The 18670-nt window shown below is 74.2% G+C and carries 18 protein-coding genes and 1 pseudogene; 14 read left to right on the top strand and 5 right to left on the bottom strand.

Going from position 1 to position 18670, the window contains the following annotated elements; genetic code table 11:
* The first annotated feature begins 128 nt into the window (after positions 1 to 128).
* The 3 genes from ACZ5DC_RS34280 to ACZ5DC_RS34270 all read left to right on the top strand — a co-directional run bounded on the left by ACZ5DC_RS34280 (position 129) and on the right by ACZ5DC_RS34270 (position 2227).
* Positions 129 to 1379 (top strand): ANTAR domain-containing protein, encoded by a 1251-nt coding sequence (locus ACZ5DC_RS34280; protein ID WP_468659322.1) that lies wholly within the window; start codon positions 129 to 131, stop codon positions 1377 to 1379.
* A 99-nt stretch (positions 1380 to 1478) separates the two neighbouring features.
* A complete protein-coding gene (locus ACZ5DC_RS34275; RefSeq protein WP_014670861.1) occupies positions 1479 to 1682 on the top strand; it encodes a hypothetical protein in 204 nt (67 codons plus the stop codon).
* A gap of 95 nt (positions 1683 to 1777) precedes the next feature.
* Positions 1778 to 2227, top strand: coding sequence for an RpiB/LacA/LacB family sugar-phosphate isomerase (locus tag ACZ5DC_RS34270; RefSeq protein ID WP_468659320.1), 450 nt, complete (start codon positions 1778 to 1780; stop codon positions 2225 to 2227).
* Positions 2228 to 2275: 48 nt separating this feature from the next.
* Here the strand turns inward: ACZ5DC_RS34270 and ACZ5DC_RS34265 are convergent, their stop codons facing one another.
* A complete protein-coding gene (locus ACZ5DC_RS34265; protein ID WP_468659319.1) occupies positions 2276 to 2641 on the bottom strand; it encodes a DUF6479 family protein in 366 nt (121 codons plus the stop codon).
* A gap of 130 nt (positions 2642 to 2771) precedes the next feature.
* Between ACZ5DC_RS34265 and ACZ5DC_RS34260 the strand changes: the two genes are divergently transcribed.
* From ACZ5DC_RS34260 to ACZ5DC_RS34250, 3 genes are all read left to right on the top strand, one after another.
* On the top strand, positions 2772 to 3143 hold the full coding sequence (locus tag ACZ5DC_RS34260; RefSeq protein WP_171158918.1) for a four-helix bundle copper-binding protein: 372 nt from the start codon (positions 2772 to 2774) through the stop codon (positions 3141 to 3143).
* A 266-nt stretch (positions 3144 to 3409) separates the two neighbouring features.
* A complete protein-coding gene (locus tag ACZ5DC_RS34255) occupies positions 3410 to 4207 on the top strand; it encodes an oxygenase MpaB family protein (RefSeq protein WP_468659522.1) in 798 nt (265 codons plus the stop codon).
* A 53-nt stretch (positions 4208 to 4260) separates the two neighbouring features.
* On the top strand, positions 4261 to 5823 hold the full coding sequence (locus tag ACZ5DC_RS34250) for a phytoene desaturase family protein (RefSeq protein ID WP_468659318.1): 1563 nt from the start codon (positions 4261 to 4263) through the stop codon (positions 5821 to 5823).
* A gap of 14 nt (positions 5824 to 5837) precedes the next feature.
* Here ACZ5DC_RS34250 and ACZ5DC_RS34245 read toward each other — a convergent pair whose 3' ends face one another.
* On the bottom strand, positions 5838 to 7625 hold the full coding sequence (locus ACZ5DC_RS34245; protein ID WP_468659316.1) for a serine hydrolase domain-containing protein: 1788 nt from the start codon (positions 7623 to 7625) through the stop codon (positions 5838 to 5840).
* A gap of 255 nt (positions 7626 to 7880) precedes the next feature.
* Between ACZ5DC_RS34245 and ACZ5DC_RS34240 the strand changes: the two genes are divergently transcribed.
* The gene (locus ACZ5DC_RS34240; protein ID WP_468659314.1) at positions 7881 to 9377 is read left to right on the top strand and encodes an acyl-CoA synthetase; all 1497 of its coding nucleotides are present in this window, start codon (positions 7881 to 7883) and stop codon (positions 9375 to 9377) included.
* An 89-nt stretch (positions 9378 to 9466) separates the two neighbouring features.
* Here the strand turns inward: ACZ5DC_RS34240 and ACZ5DC_RS34235 are convergent, their stop codons facing one another.
* The 3 genes from ACZ5DC_RS34235 to paaK all read right to left on the bottom strand — a co-directional run bounded on the left by ACZ5DC_RS34235 (position 9467) and on the right by paaK (position 12223).
* Complete coding sequence (locus ACZ5DC_RS34235) at positions 9467 to 10348, bottom strand: TIGR03620 family F420-dependent LLM class oxidoreductase (protein ID WP_468659312.1); 882 nt, start codon at positions 10346 to 10348, stop codon at positions 9467 to 9469.
* A 114-nt stretch (positions 10349 to 10462) separates the two neighbouring features.
* Positions 10463 to 10795: an ArsR/SmtB family transcription factor gene (locus ACZ5DC_RS34230; protein ID WP_366752942.1), complete on the bottom strand. Its 333-nt coding sequence runs from the start codon at positions 10793 to 10795 to the stop codon at positions 10463 to 10465.
* A 123-nt stretch (positions 10796 to 10918) separates the two neighbouring features.
* Positions 10919 to 12223 (bottom strand): phenylacetate--CoA ligase PaaK, encoded by a 1305-nt coding sequence (gene paaK / locus ACZ5DC_RS34225; RefSeq protein ID WP_468659310.1) that lies wholly within the window; start codon positions 12221 to 12223, stop codon positions 10919 to 10921.
* Positions 12224 to 12392: 169 nt separating this feature from the next.
* Here paaK and ACZ5DC_RS34220 point away from each other — a divergent pair, with 169 nt between their 5' ends.
* The 7 genes and pseudogenes from ACZ5DC_RS34220 (at position 12393) to ACZ5DC_RS34190 (ending at position 18626) form a co-directional block, all read left to right on the top strand.
* Positions 12393 to 13229, top strand: coding sequence for an alpha/beta fold hydrolase (locus ACZ5DC_RS34220; RefSeq protein ID WP_468659308.1), 837 nt, complete (start codon positions 12393 to 12395; stop codon positions 13227 to 13229).
* A 39-nt stretch (positions 13230 to 13268) separates the two neighbouring features.
* Positions 13269 to 13586, top strand: a pseudogene (locus ACZ5DC_RS34215) (hypothetical protein); the annotation flags it as partial.
* Positions 13587 to 13623: 37 nt separating this feature from the next.
* A complete protein-coding gene (locus tag ACZ5DC_RS34210) occupies positions 13624 to 13866 on the top strand; it encodes a DUF397 domain-containing protein (protein WP_366752945.1) in 243 nt (80 codons plus the stop codon).
* Positions 13867 to 13983: 117 nt separating this feature from the next.
* Entirely contained in the window at positions 13984 to 14886 is a 903-nt protein-coding gene (locus tag ACZ5DC_RS34205; protein WP_468659305.1) for a universal stress protein, read from the top strand.
* Between the two features lie 269 nt (positions 14887 to 15155).
* On the top strand, positions 15156 to 16427 hold the full coding sequence (locus ACZ5DC_RS34200) for an extracellular catalytic domain type 1 short-chain-length polyhydroxyalkanoate depolymerase (RefSeq protein ID WP_366752947.1): 1272 nt from the start codon (positions 15156 to 15158) through the stop codon (positions 16425 to 16427).
* Between the two features lie 140 nt (positions 16428 to 16567).
* Positions 16568 to 18031 (top strand): 3-hydroxybutyrate oligomer hydrolase family protein, encoded by a 1464-nt coding sequence (locus ACZ5DC_RS34195; RefSeq protein ID WP_468659303.1) that lies wholly within the window; start codon positions 16568 to 16570, stop codon positions 18029 to 18031.
* A gap of 97 nt (positions 18032 to 18128) precedes the next feature.
* On the top strand, positions 18129 to 18626 hold the full coding sequence (locus tag ACZ5DC_RS34190; protein ID WP_366752949.1) for a glycosyltransferase family protein: 498 nt from the start codon (positions 18129 to 18131) through the stop codon (positions 18624 to 18626).
* Positions 18627 to 18670: the final 44 nt, after the last annotated feature.

The raw sequence follows: 18670 nt of genomic DNA, 5'->3' as shown, positions 1-18670 counted from the left end.
GGCCCGCCGCCGGGCCGTACGGCGCGGTGGATGGCGCGGCCGCCGGCCCGGGGCCTACCGTGCGGGGTGGCGCGTAGGCCGGGAAGAGACCGATCGAGTTCTGTGGGACGTCCTGTCTGGGTGATGCGATGAAACCTTCTTCCGGCCGGCCCCCGGCACCGGCTCCCCTCGTGATCGAGTCCTCCGTCGTCGAGGGGCTGCCCGCCGAGGGCGCCCTCCTGCTGCGCATGTCGGGCAGCCTCGACGCCGACGGAGTCCAGGTTTGGTCGGAGGAGTTGCGCGGGCACCTGGAACAGGCGGACCGCGCCGGACTGCGCCCCGTGCTCGACATGGCGCACGTCCAGCTCGGCGGCGCCGCCGTGCTGCGCGCGCTCAGCGAGACGACCCGGGCACGCACCGGGCGCCCCGACCTGATCATCGTCCGCGCCCGGCCCGGGGTCCGCGAGGCGGTGCACCTGGCCCGCCTGGACGGTGTCCAGCTGTACGCGACGCTGGACGAGGCGCTGCGCGAGCTGGCCCGCGCCGCCTCCCGGGTGGAGGAGCTGCCCGCCTGGCGGTCGCAGATGGCGGACCCGCTGCGACCCTCGTACGAGGACCTGCACAAGGAGGTCCGCGCGCTGCGCGCCCGGGTGCGCACCGCGCCGGTGATCGGCATGGCGCAGGGCACGCTCATGGTCCGCTACGGGCTGCCGGACTCCGGCAGCGCCTTCCGGGCGCTGCGCGAGGCCTCGCAGCGGTTCAACGTGCCGCTGCGGGTCCTCGTCTCGGCCGTGGTGGTGGCCCGGCCCCCGGACGGCGACGTGTGGTTCCCGGGGCGGCGCTCGCTGCCGGTGCCGCAGCTGCGGATGCTGGCCCGGGGCGGCCGGGACCCGCGCTACCGCCGGCAGATGATCGACGCCGTCCTGCACGAGGCGCTGGCCATCGGGAAGGCGCCCGCCGGGTACGTGCAGTTCGTGGACCCGGCCGTGAACGCCCTGATGCTGGAGACCCACTACGGCTGCGCGGAGACGTTCCTGGACCAGCTCGTGCGCGGCCGGGGCGACGGCACGGCCGACGCGGCGGCCCGGGTGCGGGGCCGCCAGGTGAGTGTGCCCGAGGTCGCGGCGGACGGGCAGCTGTCCGACGACTGCCGGCGCGTGCTGCTGGCCACCGGGACCCAGGCCGTGCACAGCGTCCCGGTGCTCTCCTCCGCCGGCTCGTGCACCGGGGTGATCACCCTGCACTGGCCGGACGCCGGCCACCGGACGAGCGCCGCGCAGGCCGAGGCGTTCGCCCTGCTCGCCTCGGACACGGCGGCCTGGCTGAGCTGGTATCACCGCTCGGTGCTGCTGGACGCCCTCGAACACCTCCACCGGGCGCTGACCCGTCCGGCGCCGTGAGCCCGGTCCGCGCCGGCGTGCGTCACCCGCGGCCCCCTGGGAACCCGGACCCCGTACGGAGCACGCACCATCACGCACCATCCGGAGGGAGTCCGGCGCATGTCCAATCCGCAGCAGCCCGAACAGCGGCGCAGTGACAAGGGTGGCGCCACCCCGCAGGACAGCGGCGAGCTGAAGGCCCGCCAGCCGGCCGGCCGGGACGCGGGCGGCCGCCCGCACGGCTCGGACAAGGCGGGAAAGGGCGGCAAGGGCGGGGGAGAGGGCGGCGGGGTGCCTCCGGCACAGCAGCCCGACCACCCCTGACCCCGCGTCCTGCCCGATGCCTGCCGGACGGCCCCTGCGCGGGGCCGTTCGGCATGTCCGGCCGGGTCCGGGCGCCACGCGCTACGCTCCGGGGTATGCGGATCTCCGTCTCCTCCGACATGGACGAACCCGTGGCCCGTCTGCTGGTCGCGGAGCTGCGGCGCCGTGGCCACGAGGTCCGGGAGCACGGCGCGCTGCGGCCCGGGGCCGACGCGCGGTGGGCGGTCTGTTCGGAGACCGCCGCCCGGGAGGTGGCCGAGGGCGCGGCCGACCAGGCGGTGGTGTGCTGCTGGACCGGTACCGGCGCGTCCATCGCGGCCAACAAGGTGCCGGGCGTGCGCGCGGCGCTGTGCGTGGACGCCGGCACGGCCGACGGAGCCCGGCGCTGGAACGACGCCAACGTCCTGGCGCTGAGCCTGCGGCTCACCTCGGAACCGGTGCTGAAGGAGATCCTCGACGCCTGGTTCGCGGCCGAGCCCAGCCAGGACCCCGAGGACCGGCAGAACGTGGCCCGCGTCGGACGCCTGGACGCCCGGGACTCCTAGGGGCGCACGGCGGTCCGGCGCGGGCCGGGACCAGTGGGGGCCGGGGGTTCAGTGGGCGCCGAGTCCTCCGCCGCCGAACGAGCCGCTGGAACCCTTGCTCCAGCGCGGACGCTCCTTCGACGCGCTCGTCCGGGTGTCCATGTTGGTCAGCTCGTACGGGGTGAGCGGGCGGTCGCCCTTGGGGATGCGGGGTATCTCCGCGGACTCCCGGTTCTCCCGGACCTCGTGCACCGGCCCCTCCGGCGGCAGCTTGGGCTGTTCCTCGGGGCGGGGGCGCGGGGACTCGCGGTACCTGACGCGCGAGGTCATCCAGAAGCCGCCGGCGAGCAGCGCGAGCAGGCCCACGGCCACGATGAACAGGAAGAGGCTCATCAGGCCGCTCGCGGCGGCCAGCTGCATCGATGCGGTATTCATATGACAGGAATACCCCGTCAAAACGGGACGAACCCGGACACTATGGGTAACAGCGGATGTCCGGGCGGCGCCCGCCCGCCGGGCGGCGGGACAGTGGTTTGTGGCGGCCCGCCCCGGCTACCCGCACGGTGTGACATCGCCGACTTCGCAGCAGCTGTACCGGTTCCTGGAGGACCGTTTCACCTGTGCCCAGGCGTGCACGGAGTGCGCCCGGGCCTGTGCCGTGCGCGCGAGCCTGGTCGACCCGGACGGGAGCGAGCACCAGGAGCGGGCGCGCCGGCTGGGCATCATGTGCGCCGAGGCGTGCGACGCCACCTGCCGCGTGCTGTGCGAGGAGAACCGGCAGGACGAGGAGGCGATCCGGGTCCGGGTGGACTGGTGCCGCTCGGTCTGCCTGGAGTGCGCCCGCGCGTTCGACGAGCACCCCGGTGCGGAGTCGGCCGCGGCGGCCTGCCGGGCCTGCGCCGACGCCTGCGCGGACTTCCTGGAAACGCTCGGGTGACCGCCCCCGGCCGTCTCCGCCCCCGGATCGGCCCGGGTCCCGGCATGCCCGCCTGAGCCGCGCACCGGGACCCCCGAGTTCGCCGTCGCCGTCCTCGACGATTCCGCCGCAAGGGCTGGTCGAATAGGCTGCGCCGAGGAAGCCGGGTGTGGCGCCCCGGCACACACAGCGTCGACAGGGGCAGGGGGTGACGTCCAGTGGCCGTGGACACGCGTGCGGGCAGGGGCGACCCCGGACTGTTCACCCCCGCCTCCGTGACCTGGCAGATGCACGGCGATCCCATGATGTGGGTGGCCGGGATCCGTGCGCTCTACCTCCAGGCGTTGCATCCGCGTGCGGTCCGGGGCGTCATGCAGAACTCCGACTTCCGGCGGGACGCCTGGGGACGGCTGATGCGGACCGCCCACTTCGTCGGGACCACGACCTACGGCACGAGCGAGGCCGCCGAGCGGGCCGGGGCGCGGGTGCGGAAGATCCACAGCATGCTCACCGCGACCGACCCGGACACCGGCGAGCGGTACGGCGTCGACGAGCCGGAGCTGCTGCTGTGGGTGCACTGCGCGGAGATCGACTCCTACCTGCACGTGCTGCGCCGCTCCGGCTTCCCGCTCACCGACGCCCAGGCCGACCGGTACATGGCCGAACACCGCGTCAGCGCCCGCCTCGTGGGGCTCGACCCGCACACCGTGCCGGCGAGCCGGGCGGAGCTGGCCGCGTACTTCGAGGCGGTCCGGCCGGAGCTGGCCGCCGGCCCCGAGGCCCAGGACGTGGACGCCTTCCTGCTCCGGCCGCCGGCCCACCCCCTGCTCGTACCGGCGCGCGAGCTGCTGTGGCGGCGGGTGGCCCTGCTGGCGTACGCGGCCCTGCCGCCGTACGCCCATGAGCTGTACGGCAGGCCCGCCCCCGCGCCCGCCGCCGTCACCCGCCGGCTGCGCGTCACCGGGTCCGTGCTCCGCCGGATCCCCGCGCGGGTGCGCTGGCAGCTCCCGCCGAAGCACATCCTGCGGGCCATGGCGCGGCTCGGCCCGCAGGCCCGTCCGGCACCCCACAAGGTGCGGGCCTGAGCCGGCCCCGCCCCCCTCTGGCCGTCGTGGATCACCGCGTGCTACGAAGGACCATGCCCGCGAACGAGGGAACCCGCGCGTACGACGCCGTCATCGTCGGCGCAGGCCACAACGGCCTGGTCGCCGCCGCCTACCTGGCCCGGGCCGGCCGCTCCGTGCTGGTGCTGGAACGGCTGGACCACACCGGCGGCGCCGCCGTCTCCACCCGCCCGTTCGCCGGGGTCGACGCCCGCCTGTCGCGCTACTCCTACCTGGTCAGTCTGCTGCCGGAGAAGATCGTGCGCGACCTCGGGCTGGACTTCCGCGTCCGCTCCCGCACCATCTCGTCGTACACCCCGGCGGAGCGGGCGGGCCGGCCCACCGGCCTCCTCGTCGGCGGCGGCGAGCAGCGCACCCGGGAGGCCTTCGCCCGGCTCACCGGCGGCGACCGCGAGTACGAGGCCTGGCAGCGCTTCTACGGCATGACCGGCCACGTCGCCCAGCGCGTCTTCCCCACGCTCACCGAACCGCTGCCCAGCCGCGACGAACTGCGCCGCCGCATCGACGACGAGGCCGCCTGGCGCGCCCTGTTCGAGGAGCCGGTCGGCGCCGTCATCGAGCGGACCTTCACCGACGACCTGGTCCGGGGTGTCGTCCTCACCGACGCGCTCATCGGCACCTTCGCCGACGCCCACGACCCCACCCTCGTCCAGAACCGCTGCTTCCTCTACCACGTCATCGGCGGCGGAACCGGCGCCTGGGACGTGCCCGTCGGCGGCATGGGCGCGCTGACCGACGCGCTGGCCGCCGCGGCGCGCACGGCGGGCGCGCGCATCGCCACCGGGCACGAGGCGCTGCGGATCGACACGGACGGCACGACCGCCGAGGTCGTCTACCGCACCGCCGCCGGCGAGGGCACCGCCGCCGCCCGGCACGTCCTGGTGAACGCCTCCCCGCACGAACTCGCCGTCCTCACCGGCGACCCGGCGCCCGAACCCGTCGAGGGCGCCCAGCTCAAGGTCAACATGCTGCTCACCCGGCTGCCCCGGCTGCGCGACCCCGGTGCCGACCCGCGCGAGGCGTTCGCCGGCACGTTCCACATCGCCGAGGGGTACCGGCAACTGGCCACCGCCCACGCCCAGGCCGCCGCCGGCGAGCTGCCCGCCGCCCCGCCCTCGGAGATCTACTGCCACTCCCTGACCGACCCCACCATCCTCGGCGCGGGTCTCGCCGCACGCGGCTACCAGACCCTCACCCTCTTCGGCCTGCACGCCCCGGCCCGCCTCTTCGACCGGGACAACGACGCCGTACGCGAGGAACTGCTTTCGTCCACCCTCGCCCAGCTCGACGCCCATCTCGCCGAGCCCCTCGCGGACTGCCTGGCCACCGACGCCGACGGCCGCCCCTGCATCGAGGCGAAGACCCCGCTCGACCTCGAACGGGACCTGCGGCTGCCCGGCGGCAACATCTTCCACCGGGCCCTGTCCTGGCCCTACGCCGAGCAGGACGGCGGCCGTTGGGGTGTGGAGACCCGGCACCCGAACGTCCTGCTGTGCGGGGCGGGCGCGGTGCGCGGGGGCGGGGTCAGCGGCGTGCCGGGGCACAACGCGGCGATGGCGGTGCTGGAGCGGCACTGACCACCGGGCCCGGCTCAGTCGGCCGAGCCCTGCCAGCCCGCCGCCGCGATCCGTGCCGCGTCCGCCGGGCGTGCCCCGTCGAACAGCACCGTCCCGCCCGCGTCGACGCGCAGTCCGTCGACGTACGCGCCCCGGCCGACGTACCGCGCGTCGGTGGTGTACCGCCAGCGCAGGACCAGCCGGGGGTCGGCCGGCAGGTCCGCGGCCAGCCGGTGCCAGACGCGGCCCGACCAGCCGGTGACCGTGCCCGCCGGGTGGTCCTCGGGGTCAGCGTCGCGGCGGGTGGTGGTGAACGCGACCGGGTGCCAGGTGGCGCCGCCGTCCGTGGTGGACTCCAGGGCCACCAGGTCGGCACGGGGTTCGGTGTCCCACCACAGGGCGCAGCGCAGCCGGGCTGCGCCGGATGAGGTGTCCAGCGCAGGCAGGGTGAGCGTGGCGGCCGTGGCGCCGGCCATGCCCGAGAACCAGGCCGTACGGCTTCTCGCCGGACGGACCGGCACCGCGCGGGCGAGGTGGTTACCGGCGGCGACGCGGGGAGCGGAGCCGGACCGCCAGGAACGCACCGGGTGCACGGAGTTGCCGAGGACGATCAGGAAGGAGTCGGTCGTGGGGTCGAGCACGAGCGAGGTGCCGGTGAAGCCGGTGTGCCCGGCCGTGCGCGGGGTGGCCATCGCCCCCATGTACCAGTGCTGGTACAGCTCGAAGCCGAGGCCGTGCTCGTCGCCGGGGAAGGCCGTGTTGAAGTCGGTGAACATCAGCTCCACCGACTCGGGCCGCAGGATGCGGGCCCGCCCGTAGCGGCCGCCGTCGAGCAGCGTACGGCCGAGGACCGCGAGGTCCCACGCGTTCGCGAACACGCCCGCGTGACCGGCCACGCCGCCCAGGCTGTACGCGTTCTCGTCGTGGACCTCGCCCCGCACCATCCCGCGGTCCAGCCCGGACCAGGGCCGGCGCGCGTCCTCGGTGGCCGCGATCCGCGGCTTCCAGGACGCGGGCGGGTTGTAGCGGGTGCTGTCGAGGCCGAGCGGTCCGGTGATCTCCTCGTGCAGCAGCACGTCCAGCGTGCGGCCGGTGATCTTCTCGAGGACGAGCTGGAGCGAGATGAGGTTCAGGTCCGAGTAGAGGTAGGCGGTGCCCGGCGGGTTCAGGGGCGCCTCGTCCCAGATGAGCCGGAGCCTGTCCTCGTACGCCGGTGCGTCGTACAGCGGGAGCCACGCGCGGAAGCCCGAGGTGTGAGTAAGGAGTTGACGGATCGTCACCGCCTGCTTCCCGGCGCGTCCGAACTCCGGGAGGTACGAGGCGACCGTCCCCTCCAGCGCCAGCGCGCCCCGCTCGATCTGCTGCACGGCGAGGAGGGAGGTGAACAGTTTGGAGACGGAGGCCAGGTCGAACACGGTGTCCCGGGTCATCGGGAGCTGCTGTTCCGGCGGCAGTTCGACGCCCGTGTCGGTCTTCTCGTCGTACCGGGCGTAGCGCACGGCCATGCCGATCGGCTCGTGCAGCGCCACGGTGCCGCCGCGCCCGGCGAGCAGCACGGCACCCGCGTACCAGGGGTGCTTGGGGGAGGGCGCGAGGAACGCCTCGGCGTCCGTGACGAGTTGCCGCAGGTGCGCGGGGAGCAGCCCGGCGCGTTCGGGTGTGCCGTGGCGCAGGGTGCGGTGGCGGCCGGAGGCGGGTGCGGCGGCGGCCGGGCCCGCCGGGAGCGTACCGAGGGCGAGTGCGCCGCCCACCGCGAGGGTGCCCGCGACGAGCCGGCGGCGGGTCGGTCCGCCGGCTCGTGCGCCTGCCACGTCGTCCGTCATCCTGCGGCCTCCCGCGTGAAAGAATCTTTCGGCGCCTGCCTTGCATCGTGAAACTTTCCTGTCAGGAAGGGGATGTGTCAACGGGGCGCGTGAGCTTCCGGGAAACCTGACGCCGTATCAGCCGGAGCGCTCCCGATCCGCACGTCGTGCCTGGCAACGTCGTGACGGGAACGACCGATTGCCCGCCCGAGCGGTTCGCTTCCGGGCCGTCCGGGTGCTTGACCCGCCCCGGCGCCGGACCCAGGATCATGAGGCATGACGCAGGGACAGGGCAGCACGGTCGACGGGGTGCTGCGGCGCAGCGCCCGTCGCACCCCGGCGCGGATCGCGGTCGAGTACGCCGACCGGGCCTGGACGTACGAGGAGCTGGACGAGGCCGTCTCCCGCGCGGCGGGCGTCCTGCTCGCCCAGGGCCTCGCCCCCGGCGACCGGGTCGGCTCCTACGGCCACAACTCGGACGCGTACCTGATCGGCTTCCTGGCCTGCGCCCGCGCCGGTCTCGTGCACGTGCCGGTCAACCACCACCTCGCCGGTGACGACCTCGCGTACCTCGTCCGCCAGTCCGGCAGCTCCCTGGTGCTCACCGACCCCGGTATCGCCGGCCGGCTCCCCGGCGACGCCCGCACGCTGCCCCTGCGCGACACCGGCGACTCGCTCCTGGCGCGCCTGGCGACCGCACCCCCGTACGACGGCCCCGAGCCACGCACCGAGGACCTGGTGCAGCTCCTGTACACGTCCGGCACCACCGCGCTGCCCAAGGGCGCGATGATGACGCACCGCGCCCTGGTCCACGAGTACCTGAGCGCGATCACCGCCCTCGACCTCAGCGCCGGCGACCGCCCCGCGCACTCCCTGCCGCTGTACCACTCCGCGCAGCTGCACGTCTTCCTGCTGCCCTGCCTCGCGGTGGGCGCGACCAACCTGATCCTCGACGCGCCCGACGGGGACCGGCTGTTCGACCTGATCGAAGCGGGGCGCGTGGACAGCCTGTTCGCCCCGCCGACGGTCTGGATCGGGCTGGCGGGCCGCCCGGACTTCGCGACCCGGGACCTGTCCGGACTGCGCAAGGCCTACTACGGCGCGTCCGTCATGCCGGTGCCGGTCCTGGAGCGCCTGCGCGAGCGGCTGCCGGGGCTCGGCTTCTACAACTGCTTCGGCCAGAGCGAGATCGGCCCGCTGGCCACCGTCCTCGCGCCCGACGAACACCAGGGCCGGATGGACTCCTGCGGCCGGCCCGTGCTGTTCGTCGACGCCCGCGTGGTCGACGAGGACGGCAAGGACGTCCCCGCGGGCACGCCCGGCGAGATCGTCTACCGGTCACCGCAGCTGTGCGAGGGGTACTGGGACAAGCCCGAGGAGACCGCCGAGGCCTTCCGCGACGGCTGGTTCCACTCCGGGGACCTCGCCGTGCGGGACGCCGACGGGTACTTCACCATCGTGGACCGGGTGAAGGACGTCATCAACTCCGGTGGCGTCCTGGTAGCTTCACGCCAGGTCGAGGACGCCCTGTACACCCATGAGGCGGTCGCCGAGGCCGCCGTGGTCGGCCTGCCCGACGAGCGGTGGATCGAGGCCGTCACCGCGGTCGTCGTCCCGCGCGGCGAGGTGACGGAGGAGGAGCTGATCGCGCACGTGAAGGCGAGGCTCGCGCCGTTCAAGGCGCCCAAACGGGTGCTGTTCGCGGACGAGTTGCCGCGCAACGCGAGCGGCAAGATCCTCAAGCGCGAGCTGCGCGACCGCTTCGGCGGCTAGCCGGGGTACACGGCGGCCGGCCGGGCGTACGGCGTCCGGGTCCGGGCGCACGGTGCCCGGCCGGCGCGCACCACGACCGGGCCGGTCGCTCACCGGCCGGCCGCGGCCTCGCCCGGCAGCAGCGCGTCCGCCAGCGACCGCCAGTGCGGCAGCGCCGACTCGCCCGGCCGCACGCCGATCACCTGCACGGCCACATGGTCGGCGCCCGCGTCGACGTGCCCGCGCAGTTTCCGCACGACGGTGTCCGGGTCGCCCCAGAACACCAGGTCGTCCACGAAGCGGTCGCTGCCGCCGCCGGAGAGGTCGTCGTCGGTGTAGCCGAGCCGGCGGAACTTGGCGAGGTTGTACGGCGTCCGGAGATAACCGCGCAGATGCTCGCGCGCGAGGCCGCGGGCCCGGACCGGATCGGTCTCGAACAGCACGGCGTGCTCGACGGCCAGGAACGCGTCCGGGCCGAGGATCTCCCGGGCCTGTGCGGTGTGGGCCGTGTTCACGTGGTACGTGTGGGCGCCGGCGGCGCGTTCGCGGGCCAGCCGGAGCATCTTCGGCCCGTAGGCGGCCAGCAGTCGCCGGACCGGGGTCTTCGGACGGGGGTTCGGCGTCTCGATGGTGTCCAGCTCGTCCAGGTACGCGGACATGGCGGCCAGTGGCCTGACCCCCGGCCGGGGCTCACCGCCGAAGCCCAGGCCGACTACGTGCCGGCCCGGGTAGGCGTCCGCCAGCAACAGGGCGGAACCGTGCGTCCAGCGGGCCTCGCGGGACCAGATCCGGGCGATGCCGTTGACGACGGTCAGCCGCCCGGTGGCGGAGAGCAGCAGGCCGGCGTGGGTGAACGCGTCCCGGCCGAGCGCCTCGGGAATCCACAGCGCCCGCCAGCCCAGGTCCTCCAGTTCCCGGGCGGAGTCCCGGATCCGCGCGGCCGGCTGGTGCTCGAAGTCGAAGGTGTAGATCCCGAACGTGCCGAGGTCCATGGGTGTGCTCCCTCGCAGACAATATTTCGTCAATTCGAAATATCGCAGATTTTCGATATGTAGCGCAAGGGCGAACGGCGCTGGTGGCCGGAACGTGCCAGTGGGAAGCGGTGGCTAGAGGGTCCGTCCCAGCTGGGCGACGAGGTCCGCGATGCGCTGCTCGTCCCGCTTGTAGTGGGTCCACTTGCCGACCCGCGTCGCCCGGACCAGACCCGCGCGCTGGAGTTCCGCCATGTACGCCGACACGGTCGACTGGGCCAGCCCCGCCTTCGCCTGTATATGGCTCACGCACACACCCACCTCGGCGGGATCCGCGATGGCCGCCTCCATCGGGAAGTGCCGCTCGGGCTCGCGCAGCCATCCCAGCATCTGGAGGCGCATCGGGTTGGACAGCGCCCGCAGCGCGTTGACCAGGTCCGGGTCCGGGGTGGGGGCGGTGTCCGTCATGGCTCCGGAGTATAAGCGGCGGCCGACGTTTCGCAGTACGTCGATACGAACGCGCGGGTCGGCCGAGGGCGGTGCCGACGGCCGGGCACCCGGAGCCGCCTCCGGGTGCCCGGTGCCCGGTCCCTACCCGGCGTCGCGCGTCCGCAGGTCCACGATCCGGCGGATCTTGCCCACCGAGCGCTCCAGTGATTCCGGCTCCACGATCTCCACCCCGACCGACACCCCGATGCCGTCCTTGACCGCCGCGACGATGGCCCGGGCCGCCGCCTCCCGCACCTCCGGCGGCGCGTCGGGGCGCGCCTCGGCCCGCACGGTCAGCGCGTCCATGCGCCCCTCGCGGGTGAGACGCAACTGGAAGTGCGGCGCCACACCGGGCGTACGCAGCACGATCTCCTCGATCTGGGTCGGGAACAGATTGACCCCGCGCAGGATCACCATGTCGTCGCTGCGCCCGGTGATCTTCTCCATCCGCCGGAACGCCCGCGCCGTGCCGGGCAGCAACCGGGTCAGGTCCCGCGTCCGGTACCGGACGATCGGCATGGCCTCCTTGGTCAGCGAGGTGAACACCAGCTCGCCCCGCTCGCCCTCCGGCAGCACCTCACCCGTGATCGGATCCACGACTTCCGGATAGAAGTGGTCCTCCCACACATGGAGGCCGTCCTTGGTCTCCGCGCACTCCTGGGCGACACCGGGGCCGATCACCTCGGACAGCCCGTAGATGTCCACGGCGTCGATCGCGAACCGCTCCTCGATCTCCCGCCGCATCTGCTCGGTCCAGGGCTCGGCCCCGAAGACGCCCACCCGCAGCGAGGTGGAGCGCGGGTCCACGCCCTGCCGTTCGAACTCGTCCAGCAGGGTGAGCATGTAGGAAGGGGTCACCATGATCACGGACGGTTCCAGGTCCCGGATCAGCTGCACCTGCCGGGCCGTCATGCCGCCGGACGCGGGGACGACCGTACAGCCCAGGCGCTCTGCGCCATAGTGCGCGCCGAGACCCCCGGTGAACAGCCCATAGCCGTAAGCCACATGGACGACATCGCCGGGCCGGCCGCCGGCCGCCCTGATCGACCGCGCCACCATGTCGGCCCACATGGAAAGATCGTTGTCCGTGTAGCCGACGACCGTGGGGCGTCCCGTGGTGCCGCTGGAGGCGTGCAGCCGGCGGATCTTCTCCCGGGGCACCGCGAACATGCGGTACGGGTAGTTCTCCCGGAGGTCCGCCTTGGTGGTGAAGGGGAAGTGCGCGAGGTCGGCGAGGCTGCGGCAGTCCTCCGGGCGGACGCCGGCCTTGTCGAAGGACTCGCGGTAGAACGGCACGTTCTCGTACGCGTGCCGCAGCGACGCGCGCAGCCGCTCCAGCTGCAGCGCCCGCAGTTCCCCGGGGCCGAGCCGTTCGCCCGCGTCGAGCAGGTCCGCCACATCCGCCATCGCGACGTCTCCTCACCAACAGCGCTATCCACCGACCGATCATTCGGTCGATGTGTCCGGGTCAGTAAATGCAGCTCACGAGCCCTGAGGCAAGAGGGCGTCGAAGAATTTCCGGACGGGACCCGCAAGGTGTTGCGGTGCGGCCGCGGGCCCCGCCATGATCGGCGGCATGCCGGCCTTCACCGCGTCCGACGGCACCCGGCTCGCCTACCACCTGCGGGGGGAGGGGGAGCCGCTCGCCGTGCTGCCCGGCGGGCCCATGCGGGCCTCCGAGTACCTCGGGGAGCTGGGCGGGCTGACCGCGCACCGCCGGCTGGCCCTGCTCGACCTGCGGGGGACCGGTGACTCGGAGGTGCCCGCGGACCGGGCTACGTACCGCTGTGACCGGATGGTCGAGGACCTGGAGGCATGGCGGGACCACATGGGCCTGGAGTACATGGATCTGCTCGCCCACTCGGCGGGTGCCGTCCTGGCCATGCTCTACGCGGCCCGCCGCCCGCAGCGGATACGACGGCTGGTGCTGGTCACCCCCAACCCGTCCGCCCTGGGCCTGCGGGCCGTGCCCGAGGACCGGCTGGCCGCGGCCCGGCTGCGTGAGGGCGAGCCGTGGTTCGGGCGGGCGTTCCCCGCCTACCGCGCCTGGCTCACGGGCGGGGCGGACTTCGACGACGTGTTCCTGCCGTTCTTCCACGGCCGCTGGGACGACACCGCACGGGCCCACGCGGACGCCGAGCCGCGACAGATCAACGAGGAGGCGGGCGAACGCTACTTCGCCGAAGGTGCCCTCACCCCCGACGCGACCCGGGAGGCCCTCGCCGCCCTGACCGCGCCCGTCCTCGTGTACGCGGGCGCACTCGACGGCTGGCCGAGCCCCGCCGTCGCCCGCCGCACCGCAGACGCCTTCCCGCACGCCGAGTGCGCCGTCCAGCCCGGCGCCGGGCACTACCCCTGGCTGGACGACCCGGAGCGGTTCGTCAGCCGGACGCTCGCCTTCCTCAACCGGTGACGGCTTCCCCTGCCGGAGGCGGGGAGGGCGACGCGGTCGTTCCGGTGGTACGAGCCCATGTGGCTGGAGAACATGTGCTGGTGCCGCGGAGGGGCGAGGGCCGCAAGCCCACCGAGTCCGGTGTGACCGAACTCGACGGGGAGCTGCCCGTCGGCATGTCGGGCGCCGTGCTGTCCACCGCGGGCGGACCGCGCCCGCAGGGTGCTCGGGCACGCGTACGGCTGCGGCTCCCAGCTCTTCTCGACGGGGCTCGTGCGCGCCGAGCCCCCGGCTCCTGACGGTCCCGCCGCGGCGGCCGGCCGGCCCGCCGGAGGGTTCTCCCCGCGTGCCCTGTCCGCCATGGCGACCGGTCGCTAGGCTGACCCGCGGACGACGAACCGGGAGGAGCAGGGACGTGGCCGAGAGCACCATCCAGCAGCCGCCGCTCGCGGGCTGGGACAAGCCGGAGCTGGACCTGAGCAAGGCCGAGTGGCAGTCCAGCAGCCGCGGTCTGGGCGACGTCCAGATCGCCTTCGTCGAGGGCTTCATCGCGATGCGCAACAGCGGCCGGGCGGAGAGCCCTTCCCTGATCTTCACCCCCGCCGAATGGGGTGCCTTCGTCTCCGGCGCCCGGGAGGGCGAGTTCGACCTCACCTGAACCGGGGGTGTTCCGGCCGGATTTCCGGACACGCGACCGGCAGGGCCCTGCCGGGGCCGGACCTGAGCCAGGCTGGCCCCAGCAAGGGGAAGGTCGTGTTCCGGAGGTGGGGCAAGGATGAACGCTGCGCCGGTCATCGCCGCGGTCGACGGTTCCGCGGACAGTCTGCGCGCCCTGGACTGGGCCCTGGACGCCGCCCGCCGCCGCGCGGCACCACTGCGCGTGGTGCACGTGCGGCAGTACGCCGCCTGGGGCCAGGCCGACGTGCTGGTCGCCGGGCCGCCCGGGGCGGAGGGCGATCCGGAGCTCGACGAGGCGCGCGGCCGGCTCGCGGACCACGCCGCGCCACCGGCCGTGGAGTACCTCGCCGTGGAAGGCGTACCGGGTGCCGTCCTGCCCGAACTCGGCGCCGACGCCCAGCTGCTGGTGCTCGGCTCCCGGGGCCGCGGCGGCTTCGCCAGCCTGCTCCTCGGCTCCATCGGTCTCGCCGCCGCCCGGGACGCCGAGTGCCCGGTGGTCGTCGTGCCCCGGCCCGACCGGGAGGTGCACGGGGAGGGGCCGGCCGAACCCGGGCCGCGGATCGTCGCCGGTCTGCACGTCGACAGCCCCGACGAGTCCGTCCTCGGCCTCGCGTTCGCCGAGGCCGCCCTGCGCGGCGCCCGGCTCCAGGTGATCGCCGCCTACCCGTGGCCGGTGCAGACCTGGTCGGCGCCCGTCCAGATGGTGCCGCCCCCGATCGACCAGGACGCCGTGGCCCACGAGACCCGCACCCTCGCCGAGGGCTTCCTCGCCCCGCACCGCGAGCGGCACCCCGAGGTACGCGCCGACGCCGAGGCGCTGCCGGGCGACGCGGCCGGCCACCTCGTCGCCGCCTCGAAGGACGCCGATCTGGTCGTCGTCGGCCGGCACCGGCGGCGGCTGCTCGCCCCGGCCCGCATGATGGGCTCGGTCACCCAGGCCGTACTGCTGCACGCGGCGAGCCCGATCGCGGTCGTGCCACCGGCGCCACCACAGGAGTGAGGCCGGCGGAGTCGGTCGGCACACGGATGCGGGCGGCGTGATCCAGTCCGCGTGATCCAGGGTGGTGTCGCCCTAGCAGACCGCCCCGCGCTGCGCAATCCGTCCGGTGCCGACCGGCGATCCCACCGCTGTGGTGCGCCGCTCCATGGTGCCCGGACACACCCGAACCTATGGTTCCGGCACTCCCGGCTGGTCCGCCGCGCTCGGCGCGCCAGGCGCGCCCCCGCGTGGGAGCGGCCGGGACCCGTGTGTCCACCGAAGGAGCCGCCATGCCACTGCCCCCGTTCAGCAGGGCACCCGGAGCGCCACCACGGGCCCGCCCGCTGCCTCGTCTCCTGCCCCGCCTGCTCGCCGTCCTCGCCGTCGTCCTCGGCACCGCGCTCGCCGGCCCCGCGCCCCGGGCCCACGCCGCCGTCACGCTCACCCGGGTGAGCGACTTCGGCTCCAACCCGGGCGCCCTCACCATGTACGTCTACCGGCCCGCCACCCTGCCGGCCCACCCACCGGTGGTCGTCGCCCTGCACGGCTGCACGCAGAGCGCCCAGGTCTACGCCGACAACTCCGGGCTGCCCCAACTCGCCGACCGCGACGGCTTCCTGCTGGTGCTCGCCGAGACCGGCACCGCCAACAACGCGAGCAAGTGCTTCAACTGGTTCCAGACCGGCGACAACCGGCGCGGTCAGGGCGAGGCCCTGTCCGTCCGGCAGATGGTGAGCCAGGCCGTCACCACCTACGGCGCCGACCCGCAGCGCGTCTATGTCACCGGCCTGTCGGCCGGCGGCGCGATGACCGCGGTCATGCTCGCCGCCTACCCGGACGTGTTCTCGGCGGGCGCGGTCGTCGCCGGGCTGCCCTACGACTGCGCCCGGGACAACAGCCCCTACACCTGCATGAACCCCGGCGTCGACCTGAGTCCGGCCGCGTGGGCCCAGCGGGTGCGGGACGCCTACCCCTCGTACGGCGGGCCGTGGCCGCGCGCGGCCATCTGGTACGGCGACCAGGACACCACCGTCGCACCGCGCAACGCCACCGAACTGCGCGACCAGTGGACGGCCCTGCACGGGCTGTCCCAGACGCCCACGCGCACGACGACGATCGGGCCGGACGCCACCCGGCAGGACCAGTACCTGGCCGCCGACGGCACGGTCGCCGTCGAGGTCGACCGGGTCCCGGGCATCGGGCACGGCACCCCGGTCGACCCGGGGACCGGCGGCGAACAGTGCGGAAGCACCGCGGCCCCGTACTTCCTCGACTCGATCTGCTCCAGCCGCTGGATCGCCCGGTTCTTCGGCCTGGACACCAGCGACCCGGGCGGCGGGGACCCGGGCGGCGGGGACCCCGACCCGGGCGGCGGCACCGCCGCCTGCTGGACGGCGAGCAACTACGCCCACGTACAGGCGGGCCGGGCCACCACCAGCGGCGGCTACACCTACGCCAAGGGATCCCAGCAGAACATGGGCCTCTACAACACTTTCGTCACCCACACCCTGAAGGAAGCGCCCCAGGGATACTTCACCCTCGCCGACACCGGCTGCCCCTGACGGGCGGTCAGCGACCGAGACGGGCCACCATGGTGGCCGACGCCGCCGAACGCGCCGTCATCATGGTGGCCCCACACATGTCCGGAACCCCTATACCGCCCCTAGCCTCCAGCGCGTCCCCAACCCGCCGGAGGAACCGCATGCTGCCCCACCACACACCACCGCTCGGCCGCCCCGGACGGCCCGACCCCGGACGGCGCGTCCGGGCCGTGCGGCGCACCGCGTTGACCGCGCTCTCGCTCGCCGCCGCCTGCTCCCTCCTGGTCACCCCCGCCACCGCGGCACCCGTCGGCCCAGAGCCCATGGACGCCCACTGCGCGGAGCAGGCCGGCCTGCGCGTCCCCGGGGCCGCCCGCCAGCAGGCCGACTGCCTGGACGAGCTGACCACCGCCGGGACCGTGGCCACCGGCCACACCGACCCGGCCGACTACGCGGGCCTCACCCCCAAGGACCTGCCCACCCCCAGCGGCGTCCCCGGCATCCAGATCGACGGCTACTTCCCGGACACCTCCACCACCAACACCAACCACGGCTGGCACCACGACTCCCAGTTCGTCATCCGGCTGCCCGACCACTGGAACGGCGGCCTGGTGGTCGCCGGCACCCCCGGCAACCGCGAGCAGTACGCGAACGACCGGGCCATCGCCGACTGGGTGCTCGCCCGCGGCTACGCCTACGCCGCCACCGACAAGGGCAACACCGGCACGGCCTTCTACCGCGACGGCCGCCGTCCCGGCGACGCCATCGCCGAATGGAACACCCGCCTCACCCAGCTCACCCGCGCCGCCCGCGCCGTCGTCACCCAGCGCTACCAGCGGCCCCCGGCCCGCACCCTCGCCACCGGCATCTCCAACGGCGGCTACCTGGTGCGCTGGCAGCTGGAGCACCACCCCGAGCTGTACGACGGCGGAGTCGACTGGGAGGGCACCCTCTGGCGCACCGACGGCCCCAACCTGTTCACCTTCCTGCCGGCCGCGCTGCGCCACTACCCGGCGTACGCCGCGGGCGGCCCCGGCGCGGCCGAGGCCGAGGCGGCGCTGCACCGGGCCGGCTTCCCGGCCGGCTCCGAGTTCCTGTGGCCGTACCACTACCAGGTCTACTGGGACCTGACCCAGCGGATCTACCGCGAGGAACTCGACCCCGGCTACGACGGTGACACCGAGGCCGGCACCCCGTACTGCGCCTCCGGCACCCCGGCGTGCGACGCCGACTACGCCTACCCGGACCGGCCCGCCGCCGTCCACCGGGCGGTCGACCGCATCGCTCTGACCGGACGCATCGGCAAGCCCTTGATCACCCTCCAGGGCACCCTCGACGTACTGCTGCCGATCAGCCAGGACTCGGACGTCTACGCGCGCATGGTGCACCAGGCGGGCCGCGGCTCCCTGCTGCGCTACTACCGCATCGAGGACGGCACGCACACCGACTCGCTCGCCGACGTCTTCCCCGACCGGCTCCGCCCCATGGTGCCCTGCCACCGCTCCGCCTTCACGGCCCTGGAACGCTGGCTCGCCGGGACCGCCCGCCCGCCCGCCGACCGCACCGTTGCCCGCCCCGCAGGCGCCGGCCCCGCCACCCTGCTCACCAGCTGCCCCCTGCGCTAGGTGCGCTGTCCCGGGACGGGTCCGAACGGCAGGGCGTAGTCGATCTTCCGGGCGCCCACAGGTCACCCGCCGGAGCCCGGGCACGTACCATGGCCGCATGTCGTTCCTCCGCCGCCGCAGCGCGACCCCTGCCGGACCCGACTTCGACGTGCTGGCCATGGACCCGGGCGACTGGCCGGGCAACCTCGGCGCGGGTCTGCTGCCCGCCCCCGACGGGACCTGCCAGGGCGTCTTCCTGCGTTACGACCTGTTCGGCGGACGCGGCCCCGCCATGATCATCGGCAACCTCCCCGCGGGCTCCCCGGCCCGTGACGTCGCCGAGGGGGAGATCCCCTTCGAGGTGGGGCAGCTGCTGCTGGCGCTGGAGAACGACGAGGAGGTCACCGTCGTGGGCGTCGAGGACACCCCGGTGCTCCAGGGCGACAACCTCCTCATCGTGCGGCGGCTGAAGCTCTCCGAGAGCCGGATCTCCTGCGTCCAGTTCGACCGCAGCGACGGCGTCCTGGTCACCATCGCCGCCTGGGACCGCCCGATCACCGACGACCTGTACGCCCTGCTGAAGCCGCTCCCGGCGGAGCTGTTCCAGCAGGGCTGAGAGCAGGGACGCGCGCGGGGTGAGGGCCGGGGTGAGACACCCCG

Source organism: Streptomyces sp. NPDC031445, from assembly GCF_055581365.1.
This window is presented reverse-complemented; position numbering and strand designations above follow the sequence as displayed.